A 14796-nucleotide genomic window follows, 5' to 3' on the forward strand; every position below is an offset into this window, starting at 1 on the left:
AACGGCAAGGGGTGGGGTGTCGCAGCGGGTGGCCGCAAAGAAAAAACGCGCGCCCTTGTGCAGGGCGCGCGCTTTGCGGTTCTGCTCTGCCCGCAGGCAGGGCAGCTTTATTCCGCCATATCTTCGTCGTCGACCGCGCCGCCCAGATCGTCGAACAGCTCTGCGATTTCGAAATCGGCTGCTGCTTCTTCTTCGGCAGCCAGTTCCTGGATCGACTTGCCCGAAGCCTGCAGTTCAGCCTCTTCGGCCGAGCGGGCGACGTTGATCGAGATGCGCGCGGTGACTTCGGGGTGCAGAACCACATTCACCGAATGCAGGCCAAGCGACTTGATCGGGCCGTCCAGAACGACCTGACCACGCTCAAGGCTGAAGCCATTGGCGGTAACGGCATCGCTGATATCGCGCGGGGTGACCGAGCCATAGAGCGCGCCACCGTCCGATGCCGAACGGATCACGACATAGGACGTGCCATCCAGCCTGGCCGCGAGCGCTTCGGCTTCCTTGCGGGTTTCAAGGTTGCGTGCCTCAAGCTGCGCCTTCTGGGCCTCAAAGGCCTTCAGGTTGCTGTCGGACGCGCGCAGCGCCTTGCCTTGCGGCAGCAGATAGTTGCGGGCGAAGCCTTGCTTGACGTTCACCACATCGCCCATCTGGCCCAGCTTGGCAACGCGTTCGAGAAGAATCACTTGCATGGGGTGCTCCTTACTTCACGGCGTAGGGCAGCAGGGCGAGGAAGCGGGCGCGCTTGATGGCGCGCGCCAGTTCGCGCTGCTTCTTCGCCGAGACGGCGGTGATGCGGGCAGGAACGATCTTGCCACGCTCGGAGACGTAGCGCTGCAGCAGGCGCACATCTTTGTAATCAATCGCAGGCGCGTTTTCGCCCGAGAAAGGGCAAACCTTGCGGCGGCGGAAAAACGGTTTGGTAGCCATGGGTGTCGAACTCCTTACTGGCCTGGATCAGCGACGCGGGCGGTCACGGTCGGGACGGTCGCCGCGCTCAGGGCGGTCACCGCGCTCGTCGCGCTTCTGCATCTGCACCGAAGGGCCGTCCTCATGCGCTTCGACCTTGATGGTCAGCACGCGCATGACATCGTCATGCAGGCGCGCCAGGCGCTCCATTTCCTGCACCGCGGCCGAAGGCGCATCGGTACGCAGGAAGGCGTAATGCCCCTTGCGGTTCTTGTTGATCTTGTAGGCCATGGTCTTCACGCCCCAGTATTCGGTGCCGACGACGCTGCCGCCGTTGTCCGAAAGAATGGTCGAGAAGTGTTCGATCAGGCCTTCGGCCTGCGCGGAGGACAAGTCCTGACGCGCGATCATGACATGCTCATAAAGCGGCATGCGGTCTCCAGTTCTTTAGGGGCGCATTTCACAGGGCGGAAGCATCAACCCTGCCGCCTCCGCCCACGAGAGACTGCGCCGGATACGTGGTATGCGGCAGGGAATGGGGCCTTATAGCCAAACTGGCGCGTGGCGCAAGGGACAAAGCAGGGGGCAACCGTGCCCCACCATTGTGCGGGCCTGCACAGATTGCTATGGGGCAGGCAACATGACGCCGCAAGGAGATACAGATGAGCCGCGCATTCGTCTTTCCGGGGCAGGGCGCCCAGACCATCGGCATGGGCCGCGCTCTGGCCCAGGCCTATCCCGCCGCGCAGGCGGTCTTTGACGAGGTCGATGAGGCGCTCGGTGAAAAGCTCTCCGCGCTGATCTGGGAAGGCGCGATCGAGGATCTGACGCTGACCGCCAATGCCCAGCCCGCGCTGATGGCAACCTCGCTGGCCGCGATGCGCGCGCTTGAGGCCGAGGGCTTTGGTGTGAGCGATGCCGCTTTCGTGGCGGGCCACAGTCTGGGCGAGTATTCCGCGCTGGCCGCCGCCGGGGCGCTGAGTGTCGCCGATACCGCGCGCCTGCTGCGCATCCGGGGCCGCGCGATGCAGGAGGCCGTGCCGGTGGGGCAGGGCGCGATGGCGGCGCTGCTGGGGCTTGATTTCGCCACGGCTGCCGAGGTCGCCGCTGACGCCGCGCAGGGCGAGGTCTGTCAGGCCGCGAATGACAATGACCCGGCGCAGGTGGTGGTCTCCGGCCACCGCGCGGCGGTTGAGCGGGCGCTTGATCTGGCCAAGGCGCGCGGCGCGAAACGCGCGCTGCTGCTGCCGGTATCAGCGCCTTTCCACTGCGCGCTGATGCAGCCCGCCGCCGATGTCATGGCCGAGGCATTGGCAGCCGTCACCATCCGGGCGCCCAGGGTGCCGCTGGTGGCCAATGTCCGCGCCGAAGCCGTCACAGACCCCGATACGATCCGCGCGCTGCTGGTTGAGCAGGTCACCGGCTCGGTCCGCTGGCGCGAGTCGGTGGGCTGGATGGCCGCGCAGGGGGTGGGCGTGTTCTGGGAAATCGGCGCGGGCAAGGCGCTGTCGGGGATGATCAAGCGGATCGCGCGCGAGGCAGAGACCCGCGCGGTGGGCACACCTGAGGATATTGCAGCGCTGAAGGGCTGACGGCGCGCGAGGCAGGGAGTGTCGGTTTGTCGCTTCACCTGTGAAGGAAGCCTCTTCCCTCCCGCCCCGGCTGGCAGTAGTCAGGACGCATGACAACGCTCGCCCCCCCCCATTCCGACGCGCGCGCCAAGCGCAATGTGCTGGTTCTGGTTGCCGCGCAGGCCATTCTGGGCGCGCAGATGCCGATGATCTTTACCATCGGCGGGCTGGCGGGGCAGACGCTGGCGTCAAACATCTGCTGGGCAACCCTGCCGATTTCGCTGATCGTGCTGGGATCGATGCTGACGGCCACGCCGCTGGCGGCTTTCATGCAGCGTTACGGGCGGCGCGCGGGCTTCGTGCTCACCGCATCGGGCGGCGCGCTGGGGGCGGTGATCGGGGCGATCGGGCTGATGCAGGGCTCGTTCGGGCTGTTCCTGCTGGGCTCGCTTTTCACCGGCGTCTATATGTCCGGGCAGGGTTTCTACCGTTTCGCCGCCACCGATACGGCCAGCGACGGCTTCAAGCCCAAGGCGATTTCGCTGGTCATGGCCGGGGGTCTGCTGTCGGCGGTGATCGGCCCGCAACTGGTCAAGGTGACGGCGGAATCCATGGTGGTGCCGTTTCTGGGCACCTATCTGGCGGTGATCGCGCTCAATCTGGGCGGTATGACGCTGTTTGCCTTTCTGGATATTCCCAAGCCGGTGCAGGCGGTGCGCGGCGCGCCCGTCATGGGGCGCTCACGCGGTGAGATGCTGCGCGACCCGGTGATCGCCGTGGCGATTATCTGTGCCACGGTATCCTATGCGCTGATGAATCTGGTGATGACCTCATCGCCGCTGGCGGTGGTGGGTTGCGGTTTCAACACCGGCAACGCCGCCGATGTGGTGACGGCGCATGTGCTGGCGATGTATGCGCCGTCGTTCTTCACCGGCCATTTGATCGCGCGTTTCGGCGTGGAAAAGATCGTGGCCGCCGGGCTGGCGATTCTGGCCGCTGCCGGGGCGGTGGCGCTGACCGGGGTGGAGCTGGAGCATTTCTTCCTCGCGCTGGTGCTGCTGGGGATTGGCTGGAACTTTGGCTTCATCGGCGCCACCACGATGCTGTCGCGCTCGCATTCCACCGCTGAGCGCGGCCGCATTCAGGGGATCAACGATGCGATCGTCTTTGGCGGGGTGACGGTGGCGTCGCTCAGCTCGGGGCAGCTGATGAATTGCTCGGGATCGGATGCGCAGACCGGCTGGCAGCTGGTCAATCTGGCGATGCTGCCCTTTCTGGTGCTGGCGGGCGGCGCGCTGATCTGGCTGGCCCTGCGCCCGCGCGAGAACTGAGCGGGCGGCAACAGGCAAACGCAAAAAGGCGGCCCCTAGGCCGCCTTTTTCATTCAGATCAACAGGGTTCAGACGGGTTTGAACGCCCGCATCAGGAAGTCAGGGACATGGTCGCCCATGCCGACAACCTGCGCATCATCATCGCGGCCCTTGCCACGGCCACGCCCGCCCCGCCGGTCATCACGCCGGTCGTCGCGGCGCTCATCACGGCGTTGTTCGTCGCGGCGGTCATCCTGCCGGTCTTCCTGACGCTCAGAGCCGCGCTCGCTCCGCCGATCATCGTGCCGCTCATCCCGGCGATCATCGCGCCGCTCTTCACGCGGTGCCGGGCGCTGAGCCTCGGCAGGGGCCGCCTGCACCGCCTCAATCGCTTCGGTCACGGTATCCGCGGGTTGTTCGACCAGCACCTCGGCAGGCTTCTCCGCAGCCTTCTCGGCGGGCTTCTCTGTGCGCCGGGTCCGCGTCCGTGTCCGGGCGGGTTTCTCGGTTGCACCCGCCGTCTCAGTGCGCGGTTCAGCGGCAGCCTCGGCGCGCGGGGTGGTTTCCATCGGTGCCGTGCCGCGCGGCAGGGGCCGTTGCAGCATATGCTCGATGGCGGCGAGATATTTGTCGTCCGACGGCGTGCTGAGCGTAAAGGCCTTGCCCTTGCGCCCCGCGCGCCCGGTGCGCCCGATGCGGTGAACATAATCTTCGGCATGGCTGGGCACGTCGAAGTTGAACACATGGCTGACCGCCGGAATATCCAGCCCCCGCGCCGCCACATCCGAGGCGATCAGGAACTTGAGCGAGCCATCGCGGAAACCGTCCAGCGTGCGGGTGCGCACCGACTGATCCAGATCGCCATGGATGGGCGAGGCATCAAGCCCGTGCTTCTTCAGCGATTTGGACAGCGTATCGACATCAATCTTGCGGTTGCAGAAAATGATGGCGTTGGTGAGGGCGTCGCCCTCGGCCTGAATCAGCGCGCGCAGCATGGCGCGCTTTTCGGCAAAGCTGCGGTCCTTGCGTGAGGGCGTGAAGGCGATCAGCGCCTGTTCAATGGTCTCTGATGTGATCGCAAGGCGCTCAACCTCAACCCGCGCAGGGTTGGACAGGAACATGTTGGTGATGCGCTCGATCTCGGGCGCCATGGTGGCTGAGAAAAAGAGCGTCTGGCGCGTGAAGGGCGTCAGGTTGAAGATGCGCTCGATATCCGGGATGAAACCCATATCGAGCATGCGGTCGGCTTCATCCACCACCATCACCTCGACGCCGGTCAGCAACAGCTTGCCGCGCTCGAAATGGTCCAGCAGGCGGCCCGGCGTGGCGATCAGCACATCCACGCCACGGTCGATCAGCTTGTCCTGCTCACCAAACGAGACGCCGCCGATCAGCAGGGCCTTGGTCAGTTTGGTGTATTTGGCATAGGTGTCGAAATTCTCGGCCACCTGCGCCGCAAGCTCGCGGGTGGGGGCCAGCACCAGGCTGCGCGGCATCCGCGCCCGCGCCCGGCCACGCGCCAGCCGCGTGATCAGCGGCAGCGTGAACGAGGCGGTTTTACCCGTCCCGGTCTGGGCGATGCCCAGCACGTCGCGGCCTTCCAGCGCATGCGGAATGGCCTCCGCCTGGATCGGCGTTGGGGTTTCATAACCGGCTTCGGCTATGGCTTTCAGGACCTTCGGGTCCAGCTTCAGGTCAGAAAATTTGGTCATCAGCGTCCATGCGTTACGGCATCGGGCCGTAATAAGATCAAGGGACGCTCTTTATTTCTGCGCCCCGGCATCGGTCAGTCAACAATCAGTCAACGGTCAGTCATCGGTCGTTGCAGCAAAGGGCTGCGCAAGCGCCCTATCGCAAAAGCGCCCCGGGGTCAATCGACGCAGGTTCCCGTTGCCGAATTGCGGCGCAATTGCGGCGTAATTGGCGCGGGCTGCCTTGGTTAACCCCAAATTAACCCAGATTTCGCCGCACCCTTTCCCCATGCCGGTCGCATTCGGGCAGCACAAGCACGGCATGTATTACGTAGATTGCGAGTAACCTTGATGAACACGCGTGCCGCCATTCACAGCTTTCCGGTTTCTCCGACACCCGTGAAAGCGCCCAAGTCACCCAAACTCAAGGTTCTGGTGCCCACGCCTTCCGTATCAGCGATGCCCTCACCGGCACAATTTGCGGCAGTTACCGATCTGATCAAGGCCGTGTTCAACGTCCCTGCGGTCTCGGTCACACTGCATGGCGCGCCCTGCGAAGCGGAGGGCGGGGCCTATCGCTCGTTTCTGGAGATCCCGCTGTCTGACGGGGGTGAGGTGATCGGCGCGCTGCGTGTGCTGGATACCGAACTGCGCGAGTTTACTGACCGCGACTGCATGCTGCTGGAGGGTTTCGCCCGGCTGGTCGTAGAGCAGGTGGTGCTGTGGTCCGAGGCCAGCCGCGACATGCTGACCAACGCCATGACCCGGCGCGCCTTCATGGATACGCTGCGCAAGACCTTTGCTGCGCGTCAGCGCACCGGCAGCAAGAATGCGCTGGCGATCTTCGATCTGGATCACTTCAAATCCATCAATGACACCTGGGGCCATACCGCCGGCGATGCTGTGCTGCACACCGTTGCGCGGCTGGTCATGCGCGAGTTGCGCACCGAGGATTGCTTTGGCCGTCTGGGCGGCGAGGAGTTCGGCGTGATTCTGGCCAATGCCGACGGCGAGGATGCTGCCGAAGTTTCCGAGCGTATCCGCCGCGCCATCGAACTGGCGGTTATTCCGGGCTATGAGGATATCCGCATCAGCGCGAGCTTTGGTGTGGCCGATCTGACCGATCTGACGGTCAGTGCCGATGCCTGGGTCACCACCGCAGATGCGCAGCTTTACCGTGCCAAGGATGAAGGCCGCAACTCGGTCTGTGTTGCGACCGAGACCAGCGCTGCGCCGCTGCTGAACTGACTGGCGCCTCTTTCAATTCTGACCACATCGCCGCTGGCCGGATCTTTCCGCGCGCCCTTCTGGGCCGTTGACAGAGCGCCCGCCGCTGGCCGAATGTCTGGCGATGACCATGCCCCCCGCCACCCGGCTTTCACACCCCCTGGTTCTGGCCTGCCTGCTGGCCATCGTCGCGCATCGCGCGTTTGTCGGCCTGTGGCTGGGCATTGCGCCTGACCCTGCGTTTCTGACCGGGCATTGGCAGCATCTTGATCTGGCCGATCTTCACGCCGATCTGACGGGCACCCTGCTGAACCTGCAGTCGCAGCCGCCGCTGTGGAATGCGACCCTCGGTCTGGCCTCGGTCGCTTGCGGGGCGCAGATGGCCTGTGTGGTGAGCGCCGTGCATTTTCTGCATATGCTGCTGACGATGGTGCTGTTCCTGCTGCTGGCGCATATCGCTTTGCGGCTGACCGGCCATGCAGCCGGCAGTGCGTTGATCGCGCTGGGTTTCTGCCTGAGCCCGGCAGCGATCTATTATGAGAACTATCTTTTCTACCCGCATCTGACGGCGTTCCTGTTCACCCTGTTCGCATGGGCGCTGCTGGAATGGCTGACGCAGCGCCGCCTCTGGGCGCTGGCGCTGCTGGGCGGCGCGCTGGTGCTGCTGTCCTGGACATGGACCTTGTTTCACCCGCTGTTCGTGGCGCTGGTGCTGGGCAGCGTGCTGCTGGCGGCGCGCCCGCGCGGATGGGCCGGGGCGGCGGGATATGGCGTGGCGTTGGTGGTGCTGGCCTTGTCGCTGGCCCCTTCGGTCAAGAATCAGGCGATGTTCGGCTTTTTCGGTGCGGGAAGCTGGATGGGCCTCAACCTGGCGCAGGTTGCACCCGGGGGCGTGGAGGGCTGCGGATTTGGTGATTTCATCGAAAGCCACGGGCTGACGGGCGTGCATCTGGGCACCGCGCTGAACGATCCGCGCATCATCGCCTTTTCCGATGAATGCCGGGGTAGGGCGGTGGAGCGTATCATCGCGCAACCGCTGACCTATGGCACCGACCGGCTGCGCCAGATTCTGAGCGCGCTGTCGATGCGGCCCAGCGACTATATCTTTGACCCGCTGAACTGGGAAAACTACCCCGGTATCCTGCGCGATACCGAGGTGCGCGATGCGCAGGGAAACCTGCGCCCGGTGGCGGTGGCCACGCGGCTGAGCACGCTGGCGTTCAATCTGGCGCTGCTGGGCTTTCTGCTGCTGCGCCTGACCTACAGCCGCGACGCGCTGGAGCGGCGGTTTCTGGCGGTGATGGTGGTGTTTTTCGTGCTGTTCTTCGGCCTTGCCCATGCCGCCAACGGCAGCGAGCAGGAGCGCATGCGCTACACGCTCCATCCGCTGTTGTGGCTTTATGGCTGGCTGATGCTTTGGGCGGTGGCCCGGTTGGTGACGGGGCGGCGTGAGGGGCGGCGTGATACGGCGCCATCTCGGCCCTTGCCCGGCGGCGGGCGCTGACCTATACGCCGCATCATGCTGGACACGCCCAAAAACCGCCCCTCCCTGCCGCCCGAGATCGCGCGGCGCCGGACCTTCGCCATCATCTCGCACCCCGATGCGGGCAAGACGACGCTGACCGAAAAATTCCTGCTGTTCGGGGGCGCGATCCAGATGGCGGGGCAGGTGCGCGCCAAGGGCGAGGCGCGGCGCACACGATCAGATTTCATGCAGATGGAGAAGGACCGCGGGATTTCGGTCTCGGCCTCGGCCATGTCATTCGATTTTGACGGGCACCGCTTCAATCTGGTCGATACACCGGGCCACAGCGACTTCTCGGAAGACACCTATCGCACCCTGACCGCCGTTGACGCCGCGATCATGGTGATCGACGGGGCCAAGGGGGTGGAAAGCCAGACGCGCAAACTGTTCGAGGTGTGCCGGCTGCGCGACCTGCCGATCCTGACATTCTGCAACAAGATGGACCGTGAGGCGCGCGACACTTTCGAGATCATCGACGAGATTCAGGAAAACCTCGCCATCGACGTGACGCCCGCCAGCTGGCCCATCGGTCAGGGGCGCGAGTTTCTGGGCTGCTATGACCTGCTGCACGACCGGCTGGAACTGATGGACCGCGCCGACCGTAACCGCGTGGCGGAAAGCATCCGGATCGAAGGGCTCGATGACCCCCGACTGGCGGAGCATGTCCCTGCCGAGCTGCTGGAAAAGCTACGCGAAGAGCTGGATATGGCGCGCGGCCTGCTGCCGGTTTTTGACCGTGAGGCGGTGCTGAACGGCTCGATGACGCCGATCTGGTTTGGCTCGGCGATCAACTCCTTCGGGGTGCAGGAGCTGATGCGCGGCATGGCCGAATACGGGCCCCCGCCGCAGATGCTGCCCACCGACAAGCGCCCGGTCGGCCCTGAGGAGGAAACCGTGACCGGTTTTGTCTTCAAGGTGCAGGCCAATATGGACCCCAAACACCGCGACCGGGTGGCGTTTCTGCGCCTCGCCTCGGGGCATTTTCTGCGCGGGATGAAGCTGACGCATGTGCGGGCGGGCAAGCCTATGGCGATTTCCAACCCGGTGCTGTTTCTGGCATCGGACCGCGAACTGACGGAAGAGGCATGGGCGGGCGATATCATCGGCATTCCCAACCACGGCCAGTTGCGCATCGGCGACACGCTGACCGAGGGCGAGGCGCTCAGGTTTACCGGCATCCCGTCCTTTGCGCCGGAACTCTTGCGCACCTGCCGCGCGGGCGATCCGATGAAGGCCAAACATCTGGAAAAGGCGCTGACCCAGTTCGCCGAAGAGGGCGCGGCCAAGGTGTTCAAGCCGACCTTTGGTTCGGGCTTCATCGTCGGTGTGGTGGGGGCGCTGCAGTTCGAGGTGCTGGCCAGCCGGATCGAGCTGGAATACGGCCTGCCGGTGCGGTTCGAGGCCTCGCAATTCACCTCGGCGCGGTGGGTGGTGGGGGCCAAGGCCAAGGTCGAGGCCTTCGTGGCCGCCAACAAGGCGCATATCGCCACCGATCATGACGGCGATATGGTGTACCTCACGCGGCTGCAGTGGGATATCGACCGCGCGATCCGCGATTATCCGGATGTGCAGCTGACCGCGACCAAGGAAATGATGGTCTGAGCCCTTTGGGTGGGGAAGGGGGCGTTGCCCCCCTCTTGGCCTGCGGCCAATTCACCCCCCAGCGTATTTCCGGCAAGATGAAAGCGCGGCCTGCGCTCAGGGGGTGGGCGGGTTTTTTGCGGCGTCCTGAAGCCAGCCCCAGATGCGCACCGGGGTCAGCGGCATCTCCACCTGCCGCACGCCTGCGGGCCAGAGGGCATCAAGGGCCGCGTTCGTTATGGCGGCGATGGCGCCCACGGTCCCGGCCTCGCCGCAGCCCTTCATGCCCATCGGGTTGTTGGGCGAGGGGGTGGGCACGCTTTCAAAGCCGAACATCGGCAGATCCGTGGCGCGGGGCATGGCGTAATCCATGAAGCTGCCGGTGAGCAACTGGCCCTGATCGTCAAACAGCGCCTCTTCGCGCACCGCCTGCCCATAGCCCTGCGCCACGCCGCCATGGACCTGCCCCTGCACCAGCGCCGGGTGCAGCAGGTTGCCGAAATCGTCGAAGGCCAGATAGCGCGCGAGTTCCAGCGCGCCGGTCTCCGGGTCGATCTCGACCTCGCACAGATGCGCGCCGTTGGGGAAGGAGCGGCCGGGAAGCTGGCTGCGTTTTTCATGGCGCGTCAGGTCGTCGCGCCCCTGTGCGCGGGCCAGTTCAACAGCTTCGGTCAGGGTGAGACGGTGGTTGGTGGCAGGAGCCTGAAAGATGCCGTCGTCAAAGGTGAAAGGGCCCGCGCCAAGGGCCTGCTCCAGAAATTCCGCGAAAGCCGCCACCATCTGCACCACCGTGCCATGGGTGGCCAGCGTCTGCACCGTGACCGAGCGTGAACCCCCGGTGCCGCCGCCGCGCGCGATGCGGTCGCTGTCGCCCTGCACGATGGTGATGCTGTCGGCGTCCAGCCCGGTCAGATCGGCCAGATACCGGGCATAGACGGTTTCATGGCCCTGACCGTTGGACTGGGTGCCGACATAGAGGTTTACCGCGCCATCGGGCTGAAATTCGACCGCGGCGCCCTCGGAATCCTCGCCCAGGATCGATTCAATATAACAGCTCAGCCCCAGCCCGCGCAGCCTGCCACGCGCGGCACTCTCCGTGCGCCGGGCTTCGAACCCGGCGACATCGCCTGCCGCCTCGGCCCGCGCCAGAACCTGCGCGAAATCGCCCACATCATAGGCCATGCCCGCGGCGGTGGGATAAGGGAACTGATCGGGCGCGATGAAGTTGCGCCTGCGCAGATCAAAGGGTGAAAGGCCCAACTCACGCGCGGCCATGTCCATCACCCGCTCGATCAGGGTGATCGCCTCGGGCCGCCCGGCGCCGCGATAGGCGTCAACCGGCGTGGTGTTGGTGTAGATGCCCTGCACATGCAGGAGTGCTGCGGGAATGTCATAGACCCCGGTGAAGACCTTTGAGAACAGCTCGGACTGGATATTCTGCGCGAATTGCGAGTTATAGGCCCCGAGGTTGGAGCGCGTGAAGACCCGGTAGCCGATGATCCGGTGACCGGCGTCAAAGGCCATCTCGGCCTCGCTGGTCAGATCGCGCGCGCCATTGTCGGAAAGCATCGCCTCGGCCCGGTCAGAGATCCAGGCGACCGGCGCGCCGAGTTCGCGGGCGGCCTGCGCGATGGCGAAATATTCGGGATAGCCCATCGCCTTCATGCCAAAGCCGCCGCCCACATCGGGGGTGGTGACGCGCACATCCCCGGGGGCAAGGCCCAGCATCCGCGCCAGTTCGCGCTTCATGTTCCACACGCCCTGCCCGTTGAAGGCCAGATGGAGGCGCTTGCCGTCCCATTCGGCGAGGGCGGCGCGGGGCTCAAGGCTGGCGGCCATCAGGCGGTTCTGGCGCACCGGCAGGCGGGTGACATGGGCGGCGCGGGCGAAGGCGGCATCAAGGGTTGCGGTGTCACCCAGCATCCAGTCGAAGGCCAGATTGTCGGGGGCTTGCGCGTGGATCGCGCTGCCGCCCGGGGCCAGCGCCAGATGGGTCGGCAGTTCGTCATAGTCGAGGGCGATTGCCTCGATGGCGTCCAGTGCGGCGGCACGGGTGGTCGCCACCACCAGCGCAACGGGCTCACCCATATGGCGCATCACGCCGTCTGACAGGATGGGGCGCGCAGGGGCGGCACCGCTGCGGCCGCGCGGATCGCGCGCGATGACCGCCCAGAGCGCGCCATCCACCCCGGCGGCCATCAGGTCATCGCCGGTCCAGATGCCGCACACGCCGGGCAGGGCGCGCGCATCGTCAAGGTCCAGCGCGGTGATGCGGCCATGTGCGACGGGGGCGCGCAGAAAGGCCGCATGCAGCGCGCCCTCGGGCAAGAGATCGGCCATGTAGCGGCCTTCGCCCGTCAGAAAGCGGATATCCTCACGGCGTTTGCCGCCCTGTGATGTGCCGAATGCGCGCATGGTTACTTCCCCTGTTCCACCGACAGAGGATAACGGCCTCCCCGGCAGGGGCAAGGGCCGTCGCGGCGGGCAGAGGGGCTGCCCGCCATAGGGAAGGGTGCAGGAATGAGGGGCAGGGAGGAGGGGCTGTTACCCCTCCAGATTCAGCACCAGATGAACAGCCAGCGCCCCGAAGCCGTTGAAACGGGTGTTGGTGACGACCGAATAAGCGCCCATCCCCTGTACCAGCAGGAAATCACCCTCTTCCATATCGGCGGGAAGCAGGGTTTCGCCGGGCAGGCGGTCAACGCTGTCGCATGTGGGGCCAAAGATCACGCGGCGCTGGCCCTCGCCGGTGCGGCGGGTGCCTTCGGGCGAGAAGACGCTGATCCGGTCCATCATCCCCATGAGCGGCAGTTCGGCCAGTGTGCCGTAAACCCCGTCATTGAGAAACACATGCTGGTCATCGCGCACGGCCTTGACGCGGGCGATCAGCGCGAAGCTGTCACCCACCATGCCGCGCCCGGGCTCGCAGATCAGGGCGGGGGCATCGGTGCCGAACACCTCTTCGGTGACGCGCCCGATCAGCCGGAAGATCGCATCCAGCGAGGGTGTTTCGGCATGAACCCGGTGCGAGGGGAAGCCGCCGCCGACGTTCAGCCGCGCAGGCATGACCCCGGCGGCATCAGCGATACGCCCGGCGGCGCGGATATAGGCCTCCCACGCGGCGGGATCGGCGCATTGGGTGCCGGGGTGGAAGGTCAGCGACGGGGTGTAGCCGCGCGCGGCGATGCGCTTGAGGATCTCGGCGGCGCGCTCTTCGGTGGCGCCGAATTTGGCACCGAAATCATAGGCGGCACCGGCCACCGGCAGCTTGAAGCGCGCGGTAATCTCGACCGGCGCGCCGTTGCTGCGGCGGTTGGGGACGCCGGCAAAAAGCTTGTCCAGCTCGCTGAGCGAATCGACAGAGTACGAGGCCACATCATGTTGCACCGCGAATTCGATCTCATGGCGCGCGCGCACCGGGTTGTTGTAATGCAGCACCCCGCCCGGAACCAGCCGCCGGATCAGCGCGATCTCTTCGGGGGAGGCCACGTCAAACGCCATGATACCGGCAGCAGCCAGATTGACCACCACGGCCTCTTCGGGGTTGGCTTTTACGGCGAATGTCACCAGACCGGGGAAACCGGCCAGAAAGCGGCGCGCCTGCGCCTGCAGCACTGCCGGAGACAGAAACAGAACCGGGTCATTCGGACCCACGACACGCAGAAATTCGACGGGGTCGGCCCAGATTGTCTCAGAGATTCCCATTGGCGCACCTTTCACCAAAGCTGTTCATCGTGTCCGGGCCGGTCCCGGCACTGTAGAACAGGATCGCGCATTTAGGTGACAAATTCACCGATCAAAAGGCTGTATTTGACGAAAAGCATGGTTATTATGACAAACAATTCGTTATTTTGGCAGGTGTTGCATGGATGACCTCGACAAGGCGCTTCTGGCGCAGCTGACCATGGATGCGCGCCTGTCGCTGGCAACACTGGCCCGGCGGCTGAAGGTGGCGCGCTCGACCGTGCAGTCGCGGCTTGAGCGGCTGGAAAGCTCAGGCGCCATTGCCGGTTATACGGTCAAGCTGGGCGATGCCGCGCGCGCCAGCCTGATCCGCGCCAGCGTGTTGCTGATGGTCGAGCCGCGCAATCAGCCGGCGATTCTGGCCCGGCTCAAGGCGATCCCCGAGGTTGAGCGCGTGAACACCACCTCGGGGCGCTGCGATCTGCTGTTGCTGGTTGCCGCGGCCTCGACGGCGGCGCTCGATTCGGTTCTGGATGTGATCGGCGAAATTCCCGGCGTGCGCTCGTCCGAAAGCCTGATCCACCTGTCCACGAAACTTGACCGCAGCTCCTGAGCCTGCGCGCCTGCTCAAAGCTCCTCTTCCCACCAGCCGCGCCCGCTGCGCCCGTCCACATAGACCACGATGACCGACCCTTCGGGTGGCAGCACTTCGGCCCTGAACAGGCCTGAGCGCCCCGCGCTTCCGGCCGCATCGGTCCATGTCAGGCGGTACTGCCTGTGCCCGTTGATGCGGGTGTTGGTCACCACCCGCCCCGTAACCCGCGCCTGACGCACCTCGCCACGGCGCGCGGCCCGGAAAAGCGAGGCCTTGCGCCGCCCGACCCAGAACGCGATCCCCAGCGCCACCACCATGCCTGCCGCCGCCAGCCAGCCCAGAATCCGCCCCGTCAGCGCGGCGCGCCCCGGTTCGATCTCGCTGATCGCAGGGTCATGGCCGACATAGCGCAGCGGGGTTTCCGTGCCGGGTGGCAGGGCCTCATACCGGGTGCGGCTGACGCTGTGGCGGGTGGTGACCTCAGGTCCGGTGGCGGGCTGGAAGCGGGCGGTGACATAATACTCGACCCGCTCGTTCCCCTCGCTGTCGCGGCTGCGCCGGATGTCGCGCGCGGTGATGGTGGCTGTCGCCTCGATCCCGTAGATATCCAGCAGCTCAGCCGTGCGCAGCTCATGCGAGGCAATGGCGCCGGCAATCAGTGCGAACAGCATTGGTATCAGCGGCGCCCAGATGAAATGCCGTGTGA

13 protein-coding genes are annotated in these 14796 nt (G+C 65.4%); 6 read left to right on the forward strand and 7 right to left on the reverse strand.

Annotation, left to right across the window (positions count from 1 at the left end):
• Positions 1-107 precede the first annotated feature (107 nt).
• Genes rplI through rpsF form a run of 3 tightly spaced genes read right to left on the reverse strand, consistent with a single transcriptional unit; the run spans position 108 to position 1338 of the window.
• Positions 108-689 (reverse strand): 50S ribosomal protein L9, encoded by a 582-nt coding sequence (gene rplI / locus V7Q53_RS16510; RefSeq protein WP_333829793.1) that lies wholly within the window; start codon positions 687-689, stop codon positions 108-110.
• Positions 690-699: 10 nt separating this feature from the next.
• The gene (gene rpsR / locus V7Q53_RS16515; protein WP_333829794.1) at positions 700-927 is read right to left on the reverse strand and encodes a 30S ribosomal protein S18; all 228 of its coding nucleotides are present in this window, start codon (positions 925-927) and stop codon (positions 700-702) included.
• A gap of 27 nt (positions 928-954) precedes the next feature.
• Entirely contained in the window at positions 955-1338 is a 384-nt protein-coding gene (rpsF, locus tag V7Q53_RS16520; RefSeq protein WP_333829795.1) for a 30S ribosomal protein S6, read from the reverse strand.
• A gap of 230 nt (positions 1339-1568) precedes the next feature.
• Here rpsF and fabD point away from each other — a divergent pair, with 230 nt between their 5' ends.
• Together fabD and V7Q53_RS16530 are read left to right on the forward strand one after the other, a co-directional pair.
• A complete protein-coding gene (gene fabD, locus V7Q53_RS16525) occupies positions 1569-2498 on the forward strand; it encodes an ACP S-malonyltransferase (protein ID WP_333829796.1) in 930 nt (309 codons plus the stop codon).
• An 89-nt stretch (positions 2499-2587) separates the two neighbouring features.
• The gene (locus V7Q53_RS16530) at positions 2588-3808 is read left to right on the forward strand and encodes an MFS transporter (RefSeq protein WP_333829797.1); all 1221 of its coding nucleotides are present in this window, start codon (positions 2588-2590) and stop codon (positions 3806-3808) included.
• 68 nt (positions 3809-3876) lie between these two features.
• On the opposite strand, the gene V7Q53_RS16535 is transcribed toward V7Q53_RS16530, so the two are convergent.
• Complete coding sequence (locus V7Q53_RS16535) at positions 3877-5499, reverse strand: DEAD/DEAH box helicase (RefSeq protein ID WP_333829799.1); 1623 nt, start codon at positions 5497-5499, stop codon at positions 3877-3879.
• Between the two features lie 330 nt (positions 5500-5829).
• On the opposite strand from V7Q53_RS16535, the gene V7Q53_RS16540 reads away from it, so the two are divergent.
• The 3 genes from V7Q53_RS16540 (at position 5830) to V7Q53_RS16550 (ending at position 9832) form a co-directional block, all read left to right on the forward strand.
• On the forward strand, positions 5830-6726 hold the full coding sequence (locus V7Q53_RS16540; protein WP_333829800.1) for a sensor domain-containing diguanylate cyclase: 897 nt from the start codon (positions 5830-5832) through the stop codon (positions 6724-6726).
• Between the two features lie 103 nt (positions 6727-6829).
• Complete coding sequence (locus V7Q53_RS16545; RefSeq protein WP_333829802.1) at positions 6830-8209, forward strand: hypothetical protein; 1380 nt, start codon at positions 6830-6832, stop codon at positions 8207-8209.
• A gap of 15 nt (positions 8210-8224) precedes the next feature.
• On the forward strand, positions 8225-9832 hold the full coding sequence (locus tag V7Q53_RS16550; RefSeq protein WP_333829803.1) for a peptide chain release factor 3: 1608 nt from the start codon (positions 8225-8227) through the stop codon (positions 9830-9832).
• Between the two features lie 96 nt (positions 9833-9928).
• Here the strand turns inward: V7Q53_RS16550 and V7Q53_RS16555 are convergent, their stop codons facing one another.
• Together V7Q53_RS16555 and V7Q53_RS16560 are read right to left on the reverse strand one after the other, a co-directional pair.
• Entirely contained in the window at positions 9929-12226 is a 2298-nt protein-coding gene (locus tag V7Q53_RS16555; RefSeq protein ID WP_333829804.1) for a xanthine dehydrogenase family protein molybdopterin-binding subunit, read from the reverse strand.
• 129 nt (positions 12227-12355) lie between these two features.
• Entirely contained in the window at positions 12356-13516 is a 1161-nt protein-coding gene (locus V7Q53_RS16560; protein ID WP_333829805.1) for a type III PLP-dependent enzyme, read from the reverse strand.
• Between the two features lie 160 nt (positions 13517-13676).
• Between V7Q53_RS16560 and V7Q53_RS16565 the strand changes: the two genes are divergently transcribed.
• The gene (locus V7Q53_RS16565) at positions 13677-14108 is read left to right on the forward strand and encodes an Lrp/AsnC family transcriptional regulator (RefSeq protein ID WP_333829806.1); all 432 of its coding nucleotides are present in this window, start codon (positions 13677-13679) and stop codon (positions 14106-14108) included.
• Between the two features lie 14 nt (positions 14109-14122).
• On the opposite strand, the gene V7Q53_RS16570 is transcribed toward V7Q53_RS16565, so the two are convergent.
• Positions 14123-14761 carry a DUF3592 domain-containing protein gene (locus tag V7Q53_RS16570; protein ID WP_333829807.1) on the reverse strand — a complete coding sequence of 213 codons (639 nt, stop codon included), beginning with the start codon at positions 14759-14761 and terminating at the stop codon, positions 14123-14125.
• Positions 14762-14796: the final 35 nt, after the last annotated feature.

Origin of the sequence: Pararhodobacter sp., assembly GCF_036802785.1 — a bacterium.
Classification (GTDB): domain Bacteria; phylum Pseudomonadota; class Alphaproteobacteria; order Rhodobacterales; family Rhodobacteraceae; genus Pararhodobacter.